Source organism: Eubacterium sp. 14-2, assembly GCF_000403845.2.
Classification (GTDB): Bacteria; Bacillota; Clostridia; order Lachnospirales; family Lachnospiraceae; genus Petralouisia.
Genome location: NZ_KE159567.1, coordinates 626,048 through 648,050 on the forward strand (window position 1 = coordinate 626,048; position 22,003 = coordinate 648,050).

Consider the following 22,003-nt stretch of genomic DNA (forward strand, 5'->3'; position numbering starts at 1 on the left):
AAAGCACTCCATGCCGGGGTGTTTTTTTATTTTCAGGGTTGATAAATCCCTGTATCTGAGATATAATATGCTTAGCAAGACAGCCGACAGATAGCCAGCACCTATCTGCCCCGGCGAATTAAAGTTAATAAATTACAAAGATAACCGCCTAACTTTTGCCAGAGCCAGGGCGGTTATTTTTTTTCGCTTGAAATTACCAACGAAGGTAGCAACAGCGCATAACATAATTACGAAAGTAAATAAATCACTGTATGTAACCATCATATATCCCATTCCTTTCCGCAAGACTCGGAGCAGATGGGGAACCGTCCTTCGGCTGCCTGGGTAAGCATATTACATTGTCATAGTGCAGCAGTTCTTCCGGTATTCAGACATATTGGATAAGTCAGATGTATGATTTTCGCAGTTTTTATTGGTCAATATTGCCTGAGATTTCAAAAAAAGCCAGGCATGGCATGTGCCATATCTGTAAGTGTCTGAAGATTTTCTCGGATTTCCTGAATGCTTTCCCTGGTCATTTGAGGATTTTCATTTAAGTACCCGTCAACTGTTTTTGTGAGAATTTTTATGCTCTTGCTAAGATTATCGTAAGATTCTCTTATTTGTTCAATGTAATCAAAAACTTTTTGAGATTCTTCTTTTGTAATTTTTTCACCGGTTGCCTGCTTTATGAATAGTTTTTCTGTTTCTTCATTCGCCTTTTTTCTTTGGGAGGTTTGATTAACCCGGATACTGCCATCAAATCCCAGTAATTCATAATGAGGTACATTTAGAGCATCTGCTATTTTTCGTATGGTTTCTATCTTGGGGTTTGATTTTCCATTTTCCCATTGTCCTATCATCTGTTGAGAAACACCTATCTTTTCTCCGAGTTCTCTTTGTAACAGACCTTTTTCCTGTCTGATTTTTTTTATTCGTTCTCCTGTTGTCATTTTTTACCTCAATTAAGAACATAACATATAAAAATGGTATATAAAAGAAAACCGCTTCGTGCCAAAAGAATTGCCATAAGATATTGACATTCCGAATCTGCAATATTATAATCAAAAATGTTCTGGAAATGTTCCCAGTGAAATTACAGGCGGATGTGGCGGAACTGGCAGACGCGCCAGACTTAGGATCTGGTGGGAGACCGTGCAGGTTCGATTCCTGTCATCCGCATTGGTATATGGTAAGGCAGATATGGAGGAAAAGGGATGAAGACGTTTTGTGGTGTCGACTGTACGGAATGTGAACTGTACGGAACCTGTAATGGATGTTCGGAAACAGACGGTCAGCCTTTTGGAGAAAAATGTATGGTTGCAGAATACTGCCGGAAAGGTAATACGGCCTTTTGTGAATTAAAAGCAAAACTGATAGAAGCATTTAACGGGATCGATATTCAGGACATGGAGAAAGTGACAGACTTACATCCGCTGAAAGGTTCCTTTATCAATCTGGAATACAGCCTGCCAGGAGGAAAGAATGTAAAGTTCTGGAATGACAACAAAATTTATCTGGGAAACCAGTTACATAAAAAAGGCGGCGACAGGTGTTATGGAATTGCTGCTGATGACAGATATCTTATGGTATCGGAATACGGAGCGTACGGTGCCGACGCTGAAATCGTAGTATTGAAACGATGGAATTGAAAGAGGCTGAAAAAGAGAAAAAATGGAATCCGCAGGAATGTGTACAGATGTATCTGACTGCGGATTCCATTTTTTCTTCTTACAGGAAATACTTTGTCGCTGTGAAATATTAAAATACATGGATTTATTTATGAAAATAAAGATTTCCGGGCGGGATGCCCACTTTGCACATAACGTTAGAATTAGGCAGGAAGTACGCTTTTTTACTTTTATCTTGACACAAAATTTCGAAAAAAGTATACTAAAAATAATGGATGTAATGATATGACAGCAAAGGAATACAGGCGGAAAATACCATGCAGGAAGGGGCGGAAATTATGGAGCAGGAACAGGAAATATTTCAGGGGGAGGATTTTTACCGGTTTGCAGATGCGGCGCTGGAGATTATCATAAGATTTGACAGGCTGGGGAGGATACAGTATGGCAACAGTCAGGCCAAAGAGGATCTTGGTTACGGAGAGGAACTGACTGATATCAATCTTTTTACCTTGTTTCAGGCAGATCTGCAGCAGGAGAAAATGAGGGACAAAAATCTTCTGGAAGTGATGGCAGCCATGAAAGAAGGAATGATGTACCGGAAAAACGGAACCTGTTTTCCGGTTCGCATGACTGTAATGGCAGAGGGAGGACAGAATCTGATTTTTGCCATTAACGTGGCCAAGCGGATTGAGACGGAACGAAAGCTGGTCCGCATGAAGGAAGAAATGGAAGAAACCATTAAGGTGAGAAATGAGTTTGTGGCAAATGTGACCCATGAGCTGCGTACTCCGGTAAATGGTGTGAAAGGCCATGTAACCAATATGCTGGAGGCGGGGGTGACTCCGGAGCAGAAACGTACACTGGATATTATTACCCGGTGCTGCGAGAATATGTCTGCAATTATCAACAATATTCTGGACTTTTCAAAGCTGGAAGCAGGGAAATTTACGCTGGAACAGAAAGAATTTGATTTCTACCAGATGGTAAACCATGCAGTGGAGACAAACATTACAGCCATAAATTCCAAAGGGCTGCATATTATGGTAAATATTGATAAGACCATTCCCTCATATCTGATCGGTGATGAGCTGCGTCTGACGCAGATTCTGAATAATCTGCTGTCCAATGCGGTAAAATTTACCAGTGTGGGATACATTAATATAGAAGTAACCAAAACGGTGCAGTTTGATGATGAGATTGAACTGTTTTTTGTGGTATCTGACACAGGAATCGGAGTTTCACAGGAAGAAAAAGATAAATTATTCAAAAGTTTTTCTCAGGTGGACGCTTCCATCACCAGGAAATACGGAGGAACCGGACTGGGGCTTGCCATTACAAGGCAGCTGGTGGAACTTATGCACGGCAGTATCCATCTGGAAAGTGAAAAGGGAAAGGGAAGCAGCTTTTCCTACTCTGTAAGGCTTCATGTGGCACAGAACAAAAAAGAAGAAAACAGTGTCCGGGAGCAGTTTGAATTTATCAATCAGAATCAGGATATGTCAAAATTCGACAATATAGGGGAAATCTTTCATTTCGGCACTGAAGAAAACCATCAGGAAATCCGAAACAAAATGGAGAAACTGATTATCTGTATGGAGGTGGGAGCCTGGGATAAGGCGGAAACATTTTCACATAATATCAAGGAACTGGTGGAAGAAGGACCTCAGGATCTGAAAAAAACTGCGTTTCGTCTGGAAATGAATGTGCGCAAAGAGAAATATGAAAAAGCCCTGGAACAATATAACAGTTTAAAAGAATTACTGGAAGAAAACATCGGAGGAATATAATATGGAAAATATGGAAAGGCCCGGCAGTGTACCTCAGATTCTGATTGTGGATGATGTGGACGCCAACCTGATGATTTTGGAAAATATTATTCTGGAAATGGGTTATACGCCCAGATGTGCTGCCAGTGCCGGCGAGGCCACGAAGCTGATTGCAGAAAGTCTGCCTCAGTTAATTCTTCTGGATGTGTTTATGCCGGAAATGGATGGATATGAATTCTGTGAAAGACTGAAAGAAAATCCTATTACCAGAGATATTCCCATTATTTTTATTTCGGCGGCAGATTCCAGCGAAGATAAAGTCAGGGGATTTAAACTGGGCGCTGTGGACTATATCGGAAAACCTTTTGAGGTGACGGAAGTTACCATGCGTGTAAAAAATCACCTGAAGATTTACGAGATGCAGCAGGAACTTGAACTGAGCAACCGCCGCCTGCACAGCGTAATCAGCAGTCAGGCCAGACGGATTGAGGAAGAACAGAAGAATATTCTGTATGCGCTGGCCACTCTGACAGAAGGGAAAGATACGGATACCAGATTCCATCTGGACAATGTGGCTTATAACTGTCGGCTGCTGGCTCAGAGCCTTCAGTTCAGTCCGGAATTTTCTGAAGAAGTGTCGGAAAGTTTTATTGATACCATAGGAGTGGCCTCCAGACTTCATGATATTGGAAAAATTCAGACGCCCTGTAACATTCTGGCAAAACCAGGTCCTCTGGAGCAGAAGGAAATGGAAATTGTAAAGCGCCATGTGGAACAGGGAGCGGCAATTCTGGAACGGATCTATGACAGCACACCGGAAAACAGTTTTCTGCCCATGGCCATTGAAATTGCCCGTTACCACCATGCCAGATGGGATGGAACCGGGTATCCGGAGCGGCTTTGCAGGAAAGATATCCCATTGTCGGCAAGAATTACCATTGTTGTGGATATTTTTGATACGCTGCTGGGAGAGCGGTGTTACAAAAAGGCTTACAGTAAGGAAGAAAGCCTGAAAATCATTGAAGAAGGAAGCGGCACGTTTTTTGACCCGGAGATCGTAGATGTATTTCTGAAGGTGCAGAAACAGCTTCATCATGAAGAAGGATAACAGCAACGGAATTGACAAATAAAGATGAATATAGTACCATAGAAGATATGGTACAGTAGTGTGAAATCTGATAGAAGTTTATGTGACAGGAGTTAGGAGTTATGATTACGGAACAGGAATTTCATCGGATTGTAGTGTACGTGAAGCAGAAGTATGGCATAGATCTCAATGGAAAACAGATACTGGTAAATGGGAGAATGGAAAATTATCTTCTGCGGAATGGCTACAGTGGATATGATGAGTACATGACAAAGGTTGAAAAGAATCCCAAAGGAGAAGAAGCGCGAAATCTGATTAACGTATTGACTACCAATCATACATATTTTATGAGAGAATTTGAGCATATGGATTTTATGAGGAAGGTGGTGCTTCCTCAGATTAAGGCAAAGGAAGCAGGCAAAAGAGATGTTCGGATCTGGTCTGCCGCATCTTCTACGGGAGAAGAGCCTTATACCATTGCCATGGTATTGAAAGATTTCTTCGGACTGGATCATAAGATGTGGGATACCAGGGTGCTTGCCACAGACCTTTCCACGAAAGTATTAGAGCAGGCCCAGAGGGGGAAATATCTGAAAGAGCAGATAGATCCTCTTCCGGAAGGCTGGAAAAGGCGCTTTTTTAAAAGAGTAAATGAGCTGGAGTATCAGGTGACGCCGGAGTTAAAACAGGAATTAATTTTCCGGCAGTTCAATCTGATGAACCCGTTTCCCTTTCGTAAAAAATTTCATGTGGTGTTTATGCGCAATGTGATGATTTACTTTGATGACAATACCAAGCTGCAGCTTCTTCGCAAAGTTTACGATTATCTGGAGCCGGGAGGTTACCTGTTTGTGGGCACTACGGAATCTATTGACAGAAAGGGAACAAATTTTCAGTATGTAGAGCCATCCATATATCGAAAATAGATGAAACAGGAGAATTTAAGTTAAAAGAAAGCAGGGAAACGGGATGCGTAAGATTAAAGTATTAGTAGTAGATGATTCTATGCTGTTTCGTAATCTGTTGGTACAGAGTCTGAGCGAGGATCCGTCCATAGAAGTGGTGGCTCAGGCCGGAGACGCTTATGCGGCGCGAGATGCAATCCTTAAGTATCGTCCGGATGTTATGACACTGGATGTGGAAATGCCGCGGATGGGCGGAATTGAATTTCTGAGAAAGCTGCTGCCTCAGTATCCATTACCCGTAGTGGTTATCAGTGCCATGGATGAGAAGGTATTTGACGCCATGGAAGCAGGAGCGGTGGATTTTGTCTGTAAGCCCAATACCATAGACCGTAATAAAGTCAGCTCTTTTCTGAGAAAAGAGCTGGGAACCAAGATAAAGATTGCGTCCACAGTCAAAGTTGGAAAAATGAAACGTCCGGAATCATTTCCGGTGAATAACAGGGCGAACCTGAAAAGCAATATGCTGATAGCCATCGGAGCCTCCACCGGAGGAACAGAAGCTATTTTTGACGTGGTGCGTCAGTTCCGGAAGGATATTCCGGGAGTGGTGATTGTACAGCATATGCCTCCCGGATTTACCCAGATGTATGCCAACAGGCTGAATAACCAGTGCCAGGTGGCGGTAAAAGAGGCGGTTACCGGCGACAGGGTATTGCCCGGACAGGTGCTCATTGCTCCTGGAGACAAACAGATGCGTCTGGTGAAAGTAAACGGCATGTATCAGGTAGAATGTAAGGCCGGAGAGAAGGTCAGCGGACACTGTCCTTCTGTGGATGTGCTGTTTCAGTCCGTGGCCAAAACCGCGAAAAAAGATGCGGTGGGGGTAATTCTCACAGGTATGGGAGGAGACGGCGCCAAAGGACTGCTGGAAATGAGAAAAGCAGGGGCTGTCACCATCGGTCAGGACGAAGCCAGCTGCGTGGTTTACGGTATGCCAAAAGTTGCTTATGATATTGGGGCTGTTCAGTATCAGACGGAACTTTCGAATATAGCAAATAAAGTATACAGTGTTTTAAAAGCGACTTAGAAAGGAGAGTAGAGGATATGAAAATTTTACTGGCGGAAGACGACTTCGCAAGCCGCAAATTTATGACAAATTATCTCGAAAAGTATGGAGAGTGTGATATTACTGTAGACGGCGAAGAAGCTGTCGATGCATTTTTGATGGCGCTGGAAGATGGAGAACCTTATGATCTGATCTGTCTGGATGTTATGATGCCTGTACTGGATGGTTATCAGGCCCTGAAGGCAATCCGTGACATTGAAAAGGAACGGGGAATTCAGGGAAATGACGGTGTGAAAATCATTATGACCACCGCGCTGAATGAGGAAAGGAACGTAAAGAAGGCCTTTGAAATGGGATGTACCGTGTATTCCGGCAAACCCATAGACCTGAATAAATTTGAAATGATTCTGAAGAAGCTGGAGCTGATATGATGACATCAGAAAAATACAGTTCAAAAAAGTACAATGGGAAGAAAGGGGGCTAAAAAATGGCAGAAGATTTTAACACGGACAGTATGCTGGATATGTTTTTATACGAGAGTGAGCAGTTGCTGGAAACTCTGCAGAATACTGTTCTGGAAAAAAAGGATGAAGATTGTTTTGATGAAACCTCCATCAATGAAATTTTCCGTGTCATGCATACAATAAAAGGATCTTCGGGTATTATGATGTATGAAAATATCACGAAGGTATCCCATAAACTGGAAGATGTATTTTATTATTTAAGAGAATCCAGTCCGGAGAATGTTCCCCACCTGGAGCTGGTGGACCATGTTCTGGATGTGGCAGACTTCATTTCAGGAGAGCTGGATAAAATTAAGGATGGAGAGACGCCTGACGGTGATGAAACCAAAATTGTAGATGATATTGATAAATTCCTGAAAAAGATTAAATCCGGCATTGAGGAAAAAGGCGAGGAACTGCCGCCGGAGAACACTTATGTGGAGCCCAGCCAGTTTTATATTGCGCCTACCGGAAGCGAGAGTTATAAGTATTATAAAGCGTCCATCTATTACCGAAGTGATACACAGATGTGTAACATCCGGGCCTATACTGCCGTATATTCCCTGAAAGAAATTACAGATGATATGGAATATATGCCGGATGATATTATTTCCAATGAGGACAGCGGGGCTGTCATTCTGGAAGACGGTTTTCATATGCTGATTAAATGCCAGTGCTCCAGCGATGAAATACTGAGCGCTATCGGAGATACCTCCGGTATGGAACGGGTGGAAATCAACGACTGCACCCAGCAGGAATTTGAAATGGGCTTCCATGACCATGGACCGGATCAGATTATCATTGAAATGGATGATAAGGAGAAAACAGCCGAGACCAAAAAGGAAGAGAAGAAAGAACCTGCACCAGGGGATTATGTCATTAAGAATAAGGAAACCGGCAAGGGAAAGAAACTGGCCAAAAACCATCCCAAGCCCTCTCCCAAGCAGTCTTATATCAGCGTAAACGTGGAGAAGATGGATGCCCTGATGGATATGATCGGGGAACTTGTTATTTCAGAAGCAGTTGTACTGCAGAATCCGGATTTGAAAGTAGCCGGACTGGATCTGACCAATTTCCAGAAAGCAGCAGGGCAGCTTTCCAAAATCACCACCGAGCTGCAGGATGTTATTATGTCCATGCGTATGATGCCGCTGACCAATACATTCCAGAAAATGAACCGTATTGTGTTTGATGTGTCCAGAAAACTGGGAAAAGACATTGAACTGGAGGTCATCGGTGAGAATACGGAAGTTGACAAGAACATTATTGAACATATTTCCGACCCGCTGATGCATTTAATCCGGAATTCCGTAGACCATGGAATTGAGGATAAGGAAACACGTATTGCCGCAGGAAAGAGCGCCAGAGGAAAGATTACACTGGAAGCCAAGAACGAAGGCGGTAAGGTATATATCATTGTAAGAGATGACGGTAAGGGGCTGAACAGAGAAGTGCTGTATAATAAGGCCAGAAATAATGGCCTGATCGGCAACCGGCCCATGTCTGATTTTACAGACAAGGAGATTTACCAGTTCATTACCTACGCAGGATTTTCCACAAAAGAGCAGGTAACCGAGTATTCGGGCCGGGGCGTTGGAATGGACGTGGTAGTGAAGAATATTCAGGCCATTGGCGGAAAGCTGGAGATAGACAGCATGGAAGGCGCCGGGTCTGAAATGACGATGAAAATTCCGCTGACGCTGGCTATTATCAACGGAATTGTAATGCAGGTGGGTAATTCTACTTTTGTGATTGAGACAAATGCTGTAAAAGAATTTGTCAGAATCAGCAGAGATATGATCGTAAAAGAACCTGACGGAGAAGAATATGTAATGCTCCGGGGCGAGTGTTACCCCTTTATCAGACTGAATGAAATGTATCATCTGCCGGGATCAAACACAGATATTGAAGAAGGCATCGTAGTGGTACTGGAACATGAGAATAAGTATGTCTGCGTATTCATTGACCAGCTGATTGCAGAACAGGAGATTGTAGTAAAGCCAATTCCTTCCTATATTAAAAAAGTGCAGGGTCTTTCCGGATGTACCCAGCTTGGGGATGGAAGCATTGCGCTGATTCTGGATATTGCAGGGTTAATTGCCGGACAGGAAAGGAGTTAAGCCATGGCAGAAGAATTAATGGATGAATTGGATGAACTGGAAGAACTGGAAGAAGATTCCCAGAAAGGGATGTTCATGACATTCCGCATAGGTGACGAATATTATGGAATTGCAATTAATTATGTAAATGAAATTATCGGCACACAGGCAATCACTCCGGTTCCGGAAGTAGAGGATTATATAAAGGGTCTGATCAATATCCGGGGAAAAATCATACCGGTTATTGATGTGAAGATACGTTTTAAGCAGGAACCCTTTGAGTATATGGACCGTACCTGCATTATTGTGATTGATGTAAAAGATACAATGGTGGGTCTGATTGTGGAACAGATTGCAGACGTAATTACCATTGATGAGAAGAGCATCATCCCGCCTCCCTCGTTGAATCAGAACAGTTATGGAAGAGATAAGTATGTGTTCGGCCTGGTAAGGGTGGCAGATGAGGTAAAGTTATTGTTGGATCCGGAAAAACTTATCAGAGACGAAGACCCGACATTACCGGAATAGTCGGCAAATATCAAATTTATGTAACGGGAAGATGACAAGGAGGATAAGAGTAATGAAAGATATGAAAATGCGGACACGGTTGATTGCTGGTTTTGCAATCATCGGGTTGTTGATTCTTGCAATGGGAGTAATCAGCTATAATGTTCTGGCGTCCTCAGATGCGGAAACTCTGCGGGAACGGATTATTCTTGCAGTTCTGCTGGTAATAACCTTAAGTTTTTCAGTTGGTTTGTCTGTAAGTATTCTGAGAGATATCCGTCTTTCACTGGATATTCTGGCCAATGCTGCAAGGGAAATTGCAGTAGGTAATGCAGACATTACACTGACAAAGCTGAAAAATGACGAATTCGGAGAAGTAGTAGATGAATTCCAGAAAATCATTGATAATATTAAATACCAGGGTGAGATTTCCGAAATGATCGCAGTGGGAGATCTGACTGCTGATGTAAAACCAAAAGGCGCCAAGGACGTGCTGGGAAATGCACTGGAAGGCATTATCCGGGAAAACAACAGAATGCTTTCTGATATCAGAGAATCTACCATGCAGGTAACGGTAGGGGCGGAGCAGGTATCAGATGCAAGCCAGGCGCTTGCACAGGGAGCTACACAGCAGGCAAGCGCTACGGAAGAAATTACAGCTTCCATGAATGAAATTGCAGAGAGAACCAAGGTAAATGTGGAACAGATCAACGAAGCAAATGATCTGGTGGAAAATATGGGCAAAGAAGCCATCAATATAAATGACAGCATGACAGAGATGATGAGTGCCATGACAGATATCAACGAGGCTTCTGAGAATATCTCCAAAATTATCAAAGTGATTGATGACATTGCTTTCCAGACCAATATCCTTGCGTTGAATGCAGCAGTTGAAGCGGCAAGGGCAGGCGTTCATGGAAAAGGATTTGCAGTTGTGGCGGAGGAAGTAAGAAGCCTTGCAGGCAAGAGTGCATCTGCAGCCAGTGAAACAGCGGAAATGATTGAGGATTCTATCCACAAGGTAGGCCTTGGTTCCAAGATAGCCAAAGAAACCAGCGGTTCTCTGTCAGAGATTATGAGCAAGATTGAACATGTGGTAGAGCTGACCCACAGTATTGCAGTGGCATCCAATGACCAGGCAACGGCAGTTACACAGATTGATCAGGCAATCAATCAGGTATCGCAGGTAACTCAGACAAATTCCGCAACCAGCGAGGAATGTGCGGCAGCCAGCGAAGAGCTGTCAAATCAGGCGGCAACATTGCGCAGTCTGGTAGGAAATTACAAGCTGAAAGACAATGGAAGCAGATTCAGTGCCTCCACAGATTCGGATATTTACAGCAAGTCGGATGACAATGAAAAGATTATTTCTCTGGAAGGCGATTTCGGGAAATATTAACAGGTATGAAGGTGAAACTCTATAGCAGTCTGTATGGATGGGCTGCTATAGCAGCCAGAGCCGGGCGGAGAATCCTGCAAAGCAGGATTCTTTTTTATTCTATAGGAAATTCCTCTGGATTTCCTATAGAATAAAAGACAATTATCACACTGCGGCGGAAAAGAAATATGTCGCTAAAGCGACCCGCCGCAGGCGGAGAATCCTGCAAAGCAGGATTCTTTTTTATCTTATAGGAAAGACCTTGTCACGCTAAAGCATGAAAGTATCTTTCCTATAAGATAAAAATAATATGCGCACTCGTGCGAATAGAAGATGTCGCTAAAGCGACCGCACTCGGCGCAGCAAACCGTCCAGGTCCCTCATGAATGAGGGATTCAGGGAGATGATGCGGACCTGTCCGCTTTTTTGTTCTTTACAGTTCCGGTATAGTTTTGTATAATTGGCGGGTAGGAGGAAATATTATGACTCGGAGATTAAGCAGGGTGCAGACCATTGCACTCGGATTTTTACTGATTATCGCGGCGGGAACTGTACTTTTAATGCTGCCGGCAGCATCCAGAAACGGGGAAAGCGCAGGTTTTCTGAATGCCCTGTTTACGTCAACAAGCAGTACCTGCGTGACAGGACTGGTAGTAGTGGACACATACAGCAGCTGGACGCTGTTCGGTCAGATTGTAATTTTGGTTCTGATTCAGGCAGGAGGACTGGGGTTTATTACCATAGGAGTCTTCTTCTCCATTTTTCTGAAACGGAAAATCGGCCTGAAAGAACGGAATCTGATTCAGGAGAGTGTCAACACCCTGCAGATTGGCGGGGTGGTACGTCTGGTGAGGAAGATAGTGTTTTATACGGCTATAATCGAAGGAGGCGGAGCGCTGCTTCTGATGATAAGGTTTATTCCCCAGTTCGGCTGGTTAAAAGGAATCTGGTATGGCATTTTTCATTCCATTTCTGCCTTCTGCAACGCAGGGTTTGATTTGATGGGCCAGTTCGAGCCCTATGGCTCTCTGACCACGTATTACGACGATATACTGGTCAATCTGGTGATTATGGCGTTGATTATTCTGGGCGGTATCGGATTCATCGTATGGGACGATATCTCTGTCCATAAATGGAATGTGAAAAAATATATGCTGCATACGAAGATTGTCCTTACCATGACCGTGGTGCTGATTGCGGCGGGAAGTATCTGCTTTTATCTGTTTGAGCGGGACAATCTGCTGGCAGGCATGGATGCAAAAGGGCAGATTCTGTCCTCCATATTCGGGGCAGTGACTCCCAGGACCGCAGGATTTAATACTACGGATACCGGGGCGTACACAGAGGCTTCCAGACTGCTTACGGTACTTCTGATGTTTATCGGGGGAAGCCCCGGTTCCACAGCAGGCGGTGTAAAGACAACCACCATGATGGTGATCCTTTTATATATCTGGTCCAGCCTGCGGAATAAAAAGGGACTGAATATCTTTGGCAGAAGGCTGGATGAAGATTCTGTCAGAAAAGCAAGTACCGTGTTTTTTATTAACATGCTGCTGGCTTCCGTATCGGCTCTGCTTATGTGTGGTCTGGAAACAGCGCTTCCGCTGTCGGATATATTTATGGAAATATTTTCAGCAATCGGAACAGTAGGAATTTCAACGGGAATTACAAGGGAAATTACCACAGCGTCAAAGTATCTTCTGATCTTTCTGATGTACAGCGGAAGAATCGGAAGTATGTCCTTTGCATTGTCTTTTACGGAGAAAAAGCAGGGGTCTCTGGTAAAATTGCCCATAGAGCGTATCACAATCGGATAGGAGGAAGTGAGAAATGAAATCAATCCTTGTAATTGGAATGGGAAGATTCGGCAGGCATTTATGCCAGAGTCTGGTAAAAAACGGAAACGACGTGATGGCAGTAGATGAAAACGAAGAAAATCTGGAGGATATTCTGTCTCTTGTTACCAGTGCAAAAATCGGGGACTGTACCAAAGAAGAAGTGCTGAAAAGTTTTGGCGTCCGCAATTTTGACATCTGTTTCGTATGTATCGGAACCAATTTTCAGAGCAGTCTGGAAATCACCAGCCTTCTGAAAGACCTGGGGGCGCCCTATGTAATCAGCAAGGCCACCAGAGATATCCAGGCCAAGTTTCTTTTGCGGAACGGAGCGGATGAGGTAGTTTATCCTGACCGGGACATTGCAAAACGGATTGCGGTGAAGGTCAGTGCCAACCATGTGTATGATTATCTGGAAATGGGAGAATATTCCATTTACGAGATTCAGCCTCTGGAAGAATGGATTGGAAAATCCATAAAAGAAGTGAATTTCCGGGTGGCGTACAATGCCAGCATTCTGGGAATCAAACAGGACGGACGTACCAGCCTTCTGCCGGATGCGGATCACAGGTTCGTCAAAGAAGAACATCTGATGGTTATAGGGAAAAAAGAAGACATTGACAGGATACTGAAACGGTTATAATACGGAATCAGCCGTCATAAAACATACAAAGGATAAAAGGAGTATGGGAATGGTACAATATATTACAGAACTGGATGGTAACATTCTGCTGCTGATTCAGGAATTTCTGCGGTTTGAATGGCTGGATCCCGTGGTATTGTTTCTTACCTCTCTGGGAAACGGAGGGGCTGTCTGGATTGTGCTGACCGCCTGTTTCCTGATATGGAAAAAGTATCAGCGGACCGGCATGTATATGGCGTTTGCCCTGCTTTTTGGGGCCCTGATAACCAATGTGCTGCTGAAAAATCTGGTTATGCGTCCAAGGCCTTATACCATGATACCAGAGCTGCATGCACTGGTAACGGCCAGTGACTGGTCTTTTCCGTCCGGGCATTCCACCAGTTCCATAGCGGCATCATTTGTCATGTACCGGGAGCTGCCCCGGAGCATGGGACTGCCGGCGCTGATCCTGGCAGTGGTGATCTGCCTGTCCAGGCTGTATGTGGGAGTCCACTATCCCTCGGATGTACTCTGCGGGGCAGCAGTGGGTCTGCTGTCAGCAGTCTGTGTCATGTATTTTACGAAACACCGGGAAGCAGCCAGAACAAAATGAATATGTTACAGTTACCTGAATTTATATCCGCGGCGCTGCGATGTTTAAGGCCGGAAACCGCGCTGCTTTAAGCGGAGTCTTTCATTTACAGAAAAGAGGAGATATTATGCCCCAGGGAAATCCAAAACCCGGAGAACGTTATCTGCATTTTAAGCAGAAACTCTACCAGATTATCACAATTGCCAGACACTCGGAAACAGGTGAGCCATTGGTAATTTATCAGGCTCTGTACGAAGATTTTCAGGTGTTCGCCAGACCTCTGGAACAGTTTGTCAGTCCTGTGGACACAAAAAAATATCCAGAGATATGCCAGAAATACCGGTTTCAGCTGATGGAGGAGACTCCTTTGAATCTTTCCGGCGACATGGCCGGGACGCCGGAAAAAACCGGATACGGGAATACCGTAAAGACCGTAAAGACGTCGAAAAAAACCGGATACGGAAACACTGCGGAAGAAAAACTGATGGCTTTTTTTGACGCCAGGACCATGGAAGAAAAATATGAGATTTTGCTGGATATGCGGGAGGATATTACAGACCGGATGATTAATAACATGGCGGTGGTGCTGGACGTGGTGATTGAGGAAGGACCTCTGGACCGGCGTTATGAAGAACTGAAAACCTGTGTGCGCACCTTTCAGAAATATGAGGTGGGACGAAACGGACATTCGTGAGAACCTGCACAATATCCGGCAGCAGCAGTTTCCTGCGGGTAAATGGAAAACCTGTGGGTGTAAATTGCAGCAGTGTAATACTCCGTGGTATTTCAGCAGAAAAGGAGGTTGCCCCTCCTTTTTTTCTGTGCTAAAATAAACAGAGAGATTATTATTTTCAGAAAGGATTCGATGCAGATATGTTGCTTTTAATTAAAAATGGAACCGTAATCAATCCAGGAGACAAAACAGAACAGAAAGCAGACGTACTTGTAGAGGATGGGATTATTAAGAAGATTGTCTCCGGACAGTCCGTGAAGGCGGACCGGGTGGTGGATGCGTCAGACTGTTACGTTATGCCGGGATTTATTGACATGCATGTACACCTGCGAGATCCTGGAATGGAAGAGAAAGAAACTGTGGAAACAGGATTAAAGGCAGCGGTACACGGAGGATTCACCACGGTAGTGGCAATGCCTAATACCAAGCCTGTGGTAGATAATGCGGATGTGGTAAATTATGTCCATAACAAAGGAAAAAACATGGGACTTGCCCATGTGCTGCAGGCCGGAGCTGTCACAAAGGGACAGCGGGGAGAGGCCCTGTCAGATATAGAAGGAATGGTGGAAGCGGGAATTCCCGCCATCAGCGAAGATGGAAAATCTGTTATGAATGCCCAGCTTTACCGGGAAGCCATGACACTTGCCATGAAATATGATATTCCGGTGCTGGCTCACTGCGAAGATATCAACCTGGTAAACGGCGGAGTGGTAAATGCAGATGAAACCACGGAAAAAATGAGATTAAAAGGCATCAGCAACTCAGTGGAAGACGTGATTGCAGCAAGAGATATTATGCTGGCCAGGGAAACCGGCGCGGCCCTTCATCTGTGCCACTGTTCCACAAAAGACAGCGTAAAAATGGTAGAGATGGCCAGAAAGGAAGGAATCCGTGTGACAGCGGAAGTCTGTCCCCATCACTTTATTCTGACCAGCAGTGATATCAGAGAAAATGACGCCAATTACAAGATGAATCCGCCCCTGCGCACGAAAGAAGATGTGGAGGCTTTGCGGGAAGGGCTGAAGAAGGATATTATGGATGTTATTGCCACAGACCATGCCCCCCATACAGCCATTGAAAAGGGCATGGGTATCCGCAGGGCTCCCTTTGGAATTGTGGGACTGGAAACAGCCGCAGCGCTGACCATGACAGAACTGGTGGATAAAGGGTATCTCACGGTTATGCAGATGGCGGAAAAAATGAGTTATAACCCGGCAAAGATTCTGGGTCTGGAGAAGGGCGTGGTGGAAGAAGGGAAGGAAGCGGATCTTGTGGTATTCCATCCCGGCAGAGAATACACCATCAATCCCGATGATTTTTATTCCAGAGGAAAAAATACGCCTTTTGCCGGAAAAAAGGTAAAAGGAATGGTAATGGCAACGATAGTAGGCGGCAGAGTTGTATACGAAAAGTAAAGAGAGGACTGTTATGATCAATAAGTTAATAGCAAAGATTCAGAAAACCCATGCTCCCGTGGTGGTGGGCCTTGACCCCATGCTGGATTATATTCCGGAACACATCATACAGAAAGCATTTCAGGAATACGGGGAAACACTGGAAGGCGCAGCGGAGGCCATCTGGCAGTTTAACAGAGAAATTGTGGATCATACCTGGGATCTGATTCCGGCGGTAAAGCCTCAGATTGCCATGTATGAGCAGTTTGGAATACCGGGACTTCAGGCTTTTTGGAAAACCCTGAATTACTGCCATGAAAAGGACCTGGTGGTAATCGGCGATGTAAAACGTGGGGATATCGGTTCCACTTCTGCGGCTTATGCAGCAGGGCATATTGGGACGGTTACCGTGGGAAGCAAAACATACCGTCCCTTTGATGAAGATTTTATTACCGTAAATCCCTATCTGGGAACAGACGGGGTGAAACCCTTTGCGGATGTGTGCCGTCAGGAGAAAAAAGGGCTGTTTATTCTGGTGAAAACCTCCAATCCTTCCAGCGGGGAATTTCAGGACAGGCTTATTGATGGAAAGCCTCTGTATGAGCATGTAGGTGAACAGGTAGCCCGTTGGGGGGCTGACTGTATGGGCGATTCCTACAGCTATATTGGAGCAGTGGTGGGAGCCACTTATCCGGAAATGGGGAAAGCGTTGCGGAAAATCATGCCCAAAACGTATATTCTTGTACCAGGATACGGAGCACAGGGAGGCAAAGGAGCGGATCTGGTTCATTTCTTTGATGAAGACGGGCTGGGAGCAATTGTAAACTCATCCAGAGGTATTATTGCAGCCTGGAAGCAGGAATCCTATAAGAAATTTGGGGCGGAGCATTTCGGGGAAGCCTCCAGAGCGGCAGTGGAAGATATGATTCAGGATATCAGCAGCGCATTGCAGAATCGTTCCTGAGAAAGTAAATATGGGATACAGGAGAAAGGTATGACAGAACGATATAAAGAACAGGCGGTAATTATCCGACAGGAAGAAATTTCCTATGGGATTTTCAGCATGTGGCTGAAAACAGATAAAATTGCAGGACAGGCGGGACCGGGACAGTTTTTATCCATTTACTGTCATGAAGGAAGCAGGCTGCTTCCCCGGCCCATCAGTATCTGTGAGGTGGACAGAGAAGACCGGGCGGTCCGGATTGTATACCGGGTGGCCGGGAAAGGGACAGAAGAGCTGTCCGGAATGAGAACCGGAGGCAGCCTGGAAATCGTAGGCCCTCTGGGCAACGGATTTCCGTTAAAAGAAAAAAAGGCATTATTAATTGGCGGCGGAATAGGCATTCCACCTCTTCTGCAGCTTGCCGGAGAACTGAAATGTGAAAAGCAGATGGTGCTGGGATATCGGGATTCCCTGTTCCTGCAGAAGGAATTTAAGCGTCAGGGGAACGTTTATATTGCCACAGAAGACGGAAGCTACGGCACGGAAGGAAACGTACTGGACGCTATACGGGAAAACGGGCTGGACGGAGAAATTATTTACGCCTGCGGGCCCACACCCATGCTTCGGGCTGTAAAGGCATTTGCCAGAGAAAGAAAGACAGAGTGCTGGGTATCCCTGGAGGAACGGATGGCATGTGGAATCGGGGCATGTCTTGCCTGTGTGTGCAAATCAAAAGAACGTGACAGCCACACCAATGTAAATAATAAACGGGTATGTAAAGAAGGCCCGGTATTTCGTGCAGAGGAGGTGGAATTTTGATGAACACGAAAGTAAAACTGGCTGGTGTGACATTGAAAAATCCCGTAATGACTGCATCGGGCACTTTCGGTTCCGGGGCGGAGTATGCGGAATTTGTGGATTTGAATAAACTGGGAGCAGTGGTGACCAAAGGCGTGGCCAGCGTACCCTGGGAAGGAAATCCGACTCCGAGGGTGGCTGAGACTTATGGAGGAATGCTCAATGCGGTGGGGCTCCAGAATCCTGGCATAGACCTGTTTGTGGAGCGGGATATTCCTTTTCTGACCAAATATGACACAAAGATTATTGTAAATGTATGCGGCAGAACTACGGAAGATTACTGTGAGGTGGTAAAGCGTCTTGCCAGCCAGCCGGTGGACATGCTGGAAATCAATATTTCCTGCCCCAATGTAAAAGAAGGGGGCATTGCTTTCGGGCAGGACCCGAAGGCTGTGGAAGAAATTACAAAAGAAGTGAAAAAATATGCAAAACAGCCGGTGATTATGAAACTGAGTCCCAATGTGACAGATATTACGGAGATGGCCAGAGCCGCAGAAGCAGGAGGCGCAGATGTGATTTCTCTGATTAATACCATTACAGGGATGAAAATAGATGTACACCGCAGGACCTTTGCACTGGCCAATAAAACCGGAGGGCTTTCCGGGCCGGCTATCCATCCCGTAGCAGTGCGGATGGTATATGAGACAGCAAAGGCGGTGCAGATTCCCATTATCGGAATGGGCGGAATTGCTTCTTCTGAGGATGCACTGGAGCTGATTCTGGCAGGAGCCACCGCGGTGTCGGTGGGAACCGCGAGTTTCCATAATCCCACAGTGACCATGGAAATTGTGGAAGGCATTCAGGATTACATGGAGCAGTACGGAGTGAAAGACATTCAGGAACTGACAGGCGCAGTGAGGGGATAAGTCTGACAACAGAAAAAGAATTCTGCTTTGCAGGATTCTTTTTTTGAGTGTTGCATAGTATGGGGGAAAGTGATACAATAGCGTGGATATGCAAAAAACAAAATCGGAATGACAGAGAGGATTCTGAACTATTATGGCAAAAAGCGTAACAAAAGATATGACAAGCGGTTCTCCCATGAAACTGATTCTCCAGTTTTGCATTCCACTGTTTTTCGGAATGCTGTTTCAGCAGTTTTACAGTATGATGGATACGATAATTGTAGGAAAATTTCTGGGAGTGGGAGCTCTGGCGGCGGTGGGCGCTACGGGTTCTATAAATTTTATGATTATCGGGTTCTGTATGGGCGTGTGCAATGGATTTGCCATTCCCGTGGCCCAGCAGTTTGGAGCGGGAGATTACCATGCACTGCGAAAGTATGTGGCCAACAGTGTGTGGCTTTCCATAGCTTTTTCCGGAGTGATGACTGTGGCAGTCTGCGTGTTCTGCCGCCGGATTCTGCTGCTGATGAACACTCCTGCAGATATTATGGACGGTGCCTTTCGTTACATTTTTGTGATATTTCTGGGTATTCCGGTGGTTTATCTGTATAATCTGCTGTCGGGAATCATCCGTTCCCTGGGAGACAGTAAAAGTCCCCTGATTTTTCTGATTTTTTCATCGGTGCTGAATATCGTCCTTGATATGGTACTGATCCTGGTGTTTCATATGGGAGTATCCGGAGCTGCCTGGGCAACAGTAATTTCTCAGGCCATTTCCGGAGCTGCCTGTCTTATCTATATGATAAAAAGATTTGATATTCTGAAAATGAGCGGAGAGGAATGGCAGGCAGACGGGATTTACATGAAGAATCTCTGCAATATGGGAATTCCCATGGGCCTGCAGTATTCTATTACCGCCATCGGAAGCGTAATACTCCAGACAGCGGTGAATACGCTGGGCTCCATGGCGGTGGCGGCCATTGCAGCTGCCGCAAAAATCGGCATGTTTTTCTGCTGTCCCTTTGATGCCATGGGCTCTACCATGGCTACTTATGCAGGACAGAATGTGGGAGCAGGGAAGCTGGAGCGTGTGTCGGCAGGAATGAAATCCACCTGCATGCTGGGACTGGTGTATTCTGTCCTTGCCTTTGTGGTGCTGGCATTATCCGGAAAAACCATAGCCCTGCTGTTTGTCAGTCCTTCCGAACATGCAATCCTGCAGGATGTGAACAGATACCTGGTGATATCAGCAGCATTTTTCTTTCCGCTGGCGCTGGTGAATATTGTGCGGTTTACCATTCAGGGGCTGGGATTCAGCCGGTTTGCAATTCTGGCGGGGGTATGTGAAATGGCGGCCCGGAGTCTGGTGGGAATGGGATTTGTACCGGTATTTGGTTATATTGCCGCCTGTTTTGCCAGTCCGGTGGCATGGATTTGCGCAGATTTGTTTCTGATACCGGCTTATCTGTATGTAATGAAAAAGCTGTATCGTATGATGGGGCATGAGCCTGTTACTTAAATTCGATCAGAGTGTCAAAAGCACCTTTGGTGCTATGCACCCTTTTGACACCCTAATCTTAAATTCTTAAAAAATATTAATAAAGTTTTCACAGAAGACAGGTTGATTTTTTCCGGAAATCTGTCATATGATAGAAGAGAAAAATATATGATAGACAAAAGAGAGTCTGGACAGGGAGAAATGTATGGAAAAGCAACAGAATGAGATGAAGAAAAGAGAGAACAGAAGAAAGCAGCAACGCTATCTGCAGAAGCGCATGGGAATGACGCTGGCCCTTTTGCTGGTGATTACCGGAGTAGGAGTGGCAGCAGCAGTGATGGCAGCCAACAGTAAGAAGGATAAAGGTACGGTGGAGACCATTGCGGATCCGGCAGCAGATGAGGTGAAAAATAAACCGGAACAGCCTGAGGAGACCGGGGAACCGGAACCGGAACCACAGGATGACAGTGCCCTGATTCTTAAAGAAGCGGATCTTCTGGCTATGGGATATGATTACGATGGAGCCATAGAGAAAATAAAGAGTTACGAAGGCTATGAATCTGTAAGTGAGATGACAGCGGCCATTGAGGATTATGAGACCCGCAAAGGGGAATGTGTTCCGGTAAATGTAAGTGAAATTACCCATGTGTTTTATCATACCCTGGTGGTGGATCCGGAAAAAGCCTTTGCAAATCAGGAGAATGATCCCCAGGCAGTGGGAAATAATCAGTGGATGACTACCATAGACGAATTTAACAAAATTACACAGACCATGTATGACGAAGGTTATGTACTGGTGGATTTGCATGATATTGCAGAAGAGACTGTGGACGAGAACGGTGTGTCCCATTTCAAAGAGGGAACCATTATGCTGCCGCCGGGGAAAAAGGCCTTTGTGCTGTCTTTGGATGATCTTTCATACTATCACAGCTATGACGGATACGGCTATGCATCCAAAATGGTGCTGGATGAAAATGGCAGGCCAAAATGTGAGTACGTCCAGGATGACGGAACCACGGTAGTAGGAGATTTTGATGCGGTGCCCCTGTTGGATAAGTTCATTGAGGAACATCCCGATGCGGCTTATAAGGGGGCAAGGGGAACTATTGCTCTGACCGGGTACAACGGAATTTTGGGATATCGCACCGATATCAGCTACCAGACCGTACCCGACGATATCAACGCGGACAAGAAAAAATGGCTGGAGGAGCATCCGGACTTTAATCTGGAAACAGAGCGCGCCCAGGCAAAAACAGTGGCGGAAGCCATGATGGCAGAAGGCTGGAGATTTGCAAGCCATACCTGGGGCCATCTGAAAGTGGGAGAGGCTTCCATGGAACGGATTCAGGCCGATACCACCAAATGGAAAGAAAATGTGGAACCCATTGTGGGAGCCACCGATACGATTATTTTTGCCCATGGACAGGACCTGGCGGGCTGGCCGGAGGGCTATCAGCCGGGAAATGAAAAATTTGAATACCTGAAGGAACAGGGATTCAATTATTTCTGCAACGTGGACTCCATGCAGTATGGTGTGCAGATTCGTGATAATTATGTACGCCAGAGCAGGAGAAATCTGGATGGATTCCGTATTTACTATAACAGCGTAGGTCAGGAAAATACACTGTCGGATCTGTTCAACGCCGCTGAAATTATCGACCCCAAAAGACCGCCGGTGCCTCCGCTGAACAAATAAACTGAAAACAGATTTCCAATAACCATTCAGAATGATGAAAAGTTCTGAATGGTTATTTTTGAGTAA

The 22,003-nt window shown here is 45.2% G+C and carries 20 protein-coding genes and 1 tRNA gene; 20 read left to right on the forward strand and 1 reads right to left on the reverse strand.

Annotated elements, in window-relative coordinates:
* Nucleotides 1-434: 434 nt before the first annotated feature.
* Nucleotides 435-932, reverse strand: a complete 498-nt coding sequence (locus tag C805_RS25085) for a helix-turn-helix domain-containing protein (RefSeq protein ID WP_016213722.1) — start codon at nt 930-932, stop codon at nt 435-437.
* Nucleotides 933-1,081: 149 nt separating this feature from the next.
* On the opposite strand from C805_RS25085, the gene C805_RS10105 reads away from it, so the two are divergent.
* From C805_RS10105 to C805_RS10200, 20 genes are all read left to right on the forward strand, one after another.
* A tRNA-Leu gene (locus C805_RS10105) sits at nt 1,082-1,161 on the forward strand.
* 35 nt (nt 1,162-1,196) lie between these two features.
* Nucleotides 1,197-1,631: a hypothetical protein gene (locus C805_RS10110; protein ID WP_016213723.1), complete on the forward strand. Its 435-nt coding sequence runs from the start codon at nt 1,197-1,199 to the stop codon at nt 1,629-1,631.
* Nucleotides 1,632-1,927: 296 nt separating this feature from the next.
* Nucleotides 1,928-3,397, forward strand: a complete 1,470-nt coding sequence (locus C805_RS10115; protein WP_016213724.1) for an ATP-binding protein — start codon at nt 1,928-1,930, stop codon at nt 3,395-3,397.
* 1 nt (nt 3,398) lies between these two features.
* Nucleotides 3,399-4,484, forward strand: coding sequence for a response regulator (locus tag C805_RS10120; protein WP_016213725.1), 1,086 nt, complete (start codon nt 3,399-3,401; stop codon nt 4,482-4,484).
* A 101-nt stretch (nt 4,485-4,585) separates the two neighbouring features.
* Nucleotides 4,586-5,389 carry a CheR family methyltransferase gene (locus C805_RS10125; RefSeq protein WP_016213726.1) on the forward strand — a complete coding sequence of 268 codons (804 nt, stop codon included), beginning with the start codon at nt 4,586-4,588 and terminating at the stop codon, nt 5,387-5,389.
* 43 nt (nt 5,390-5,432) lie between these two features.
* On the forward strand, nt 5,433-6,455 hold the full coding sequence (locus tag C805_RS10130; RefSeq protein ID WP_016213727.1) for a protein-glutamate methylesterase/protein-glutamine glutaminase: 1,023 nt from the start codon (nt 5,433-5,435) through the stop codon (nt 6,453-6,455).
* Nucleotides 6,456-6,472: 17 nt separating this feature from the next.
* Nucleotides 6,473-6,865, forward strand: a complete 393-nt coding sequence (locus C805_RS10135; RefSeq protein WP_016213728.1) for a response regulator — start codon at nt 6,473-6,475, stop codon at nt 6,863-6,865.
* Between the two features lie 56 nt (nt 6,866-6,921).
* On the forward strand, nt 6,922-9,057 hold the full coding sequence (locus C805_RS10140; RefSeq protein WP_016213729.1) for a chemotaxis protein CheA: 2,136 nt from the start codon (nt 6,922-6,924) through the stop codon (nt 9,055-9,057).
* 3 nt (nt 9,058-9,060) lie between these two features.
* The gene (locus tag C805_RS10145) at nt 9,061-9,564 is read left to right on the forward strand and encodes a chemotaxis protein CheW (protein ID WP_016213730.1); all 504 of its coding nucleotides are present in this window, start codon (nt 9,061-9,063) and stop codon (nt 9,562-9,564) included.
* Between the two features lie 52 nt (nt 9,565-9,616).
* Nucleotides 9,617-10,942 carry a methyl-accepting chemotaxis protein gene (locus C805_RS10150; protein ID WP_016213731.1) on the forward strand — a complete coding sequence of 442 codons (1,326 nt, stop codon included), beginning with the start codon at nt 9,617-9,619 and terminating at the stop codon, nt 10,940-10,942.
* A 461-nt stretch (nt 10,943-11,403) separates the two neighbouring features.
* Nucleotides 11,404-12,738 carry a TrkH family potassium uptake protein gene (locus tag C805_RS10155; RefSeq protein ID WP_016213732.1) on the forward strand — a complete coding sequence of 445 codons (1,335 nt, stop codon included), beginning with the start codon at nt 11,404-11,406 and terminating at the stop codon, nt 12,736-12,738.
* Nucleotides 12,739-12,751: 13 nt separating this feature from the next.
* A complete protein-coding gene (locus C805_RS10160) occupies nt 12,752-13,399 on the forward strand; it encodes a potassium channel family protein (protein WP_016213733.1) in 648 nt (215 codons plus the stop codon).
* Between the two features lie 49 nt (nt 13,400-13,448).
* The gene (locus tag C805_RS10165; RefSeq protein WP_016213734.1) at nt 13,449-13,991 is read left to right on the forward strand and encodes a phosphatase PAP2 family protein; all 543 of its coding nucleotides are present in this window, start codon (nt 13,449-13,451) and stop codon (nt 13,989-13,991) included.
* A gap of 106 nt (nt 13,992-14,097) precedes the next feature.
* Nucleotides 14,098-14,664, forward strand: a complete 567-nt coding sequence (locus C805_RS10170) for a DUF1653 domain-containing protein (protein ID WP_016213735.1) — start codon at nt 14,098-14,100, stop codon at nt 14,662-14,664.
* 179 nt (nt 14,665-14,843) lie between these two features.
* Nucleotides 14,844-16,118, forward strand: coding sequence for a dihydroorotase (locus C805_RS10175; protein ID WP_016213736.1), 1,275 nt, complete (start codon nt 14,844-14,846; stop codon nt 16,116-16,118).
* Between the two features lie 13 nt (nt 16,119-16,131).
* The gene (gene pyrF, locus C805_RS10180; RefSeq protein ID WP_016213737.1) at nt 16,132-17,061 is read left to right on the forward strand and encodes an orotidine-5'-phosphate decarboxylase; all 930 of its coding nucleotides are present in this window, start codon (nt 16,132-16,134) and stop codon (nt 17,059-17,061) included.
* Between the two features lie 30 nt (nt 17,062-17,091).
* Nucleotides 17,092-17,859, forward strand: coding sequence for a dihydroorotate dehydrogenase electron transfer subunit (locus C805_RS10185; protein WP_016213738.1), 768 nt, complete (start codon nt 17,092-17,094; stop codon nt 17,857-17,859).
* Nucleotides 17,859-18,764, forward strand: coding sequence for a dihydroorotate dehydrogenase (locus C805_RS10190; RefSeq protein ID WP_016213739.1), 906 nt, complete (start codon nt 17,859-17,861; stop codon nt 18,762-18,764). The genes C805_RS10185 and C805_RS10190 overlap by 1 nt, the downstream gene beginning before the upstream one ends.
* Before the next feature lie 133 nt (nt 18,765-18,897).
* Complete coding sequence (locus C805_RS10195; protein WP_016213740.1) at nt 18,898-20,262, forward strand: MATE family efflux transporter; 1,365 nt, start codon at nt 18,898-18,900, stop codon at nt 20,260-20,262.
* A gap of 184 nt (nt 20,263-20,446) precedes the next feature.
* On the forward strand, nt 20,447-21,937 hold the full coding sequence (locus C805_RS10200) for a polysaccharide deacetylase family protein (RefSeq protein WP_016213741.1): 1,491 nt from the start codon (nt 20,447-20,449) through the stop codon (nt 21,935-21,937).
* Nucleotides 21,938-22,003: the final 66 nt, after the last annotated feature.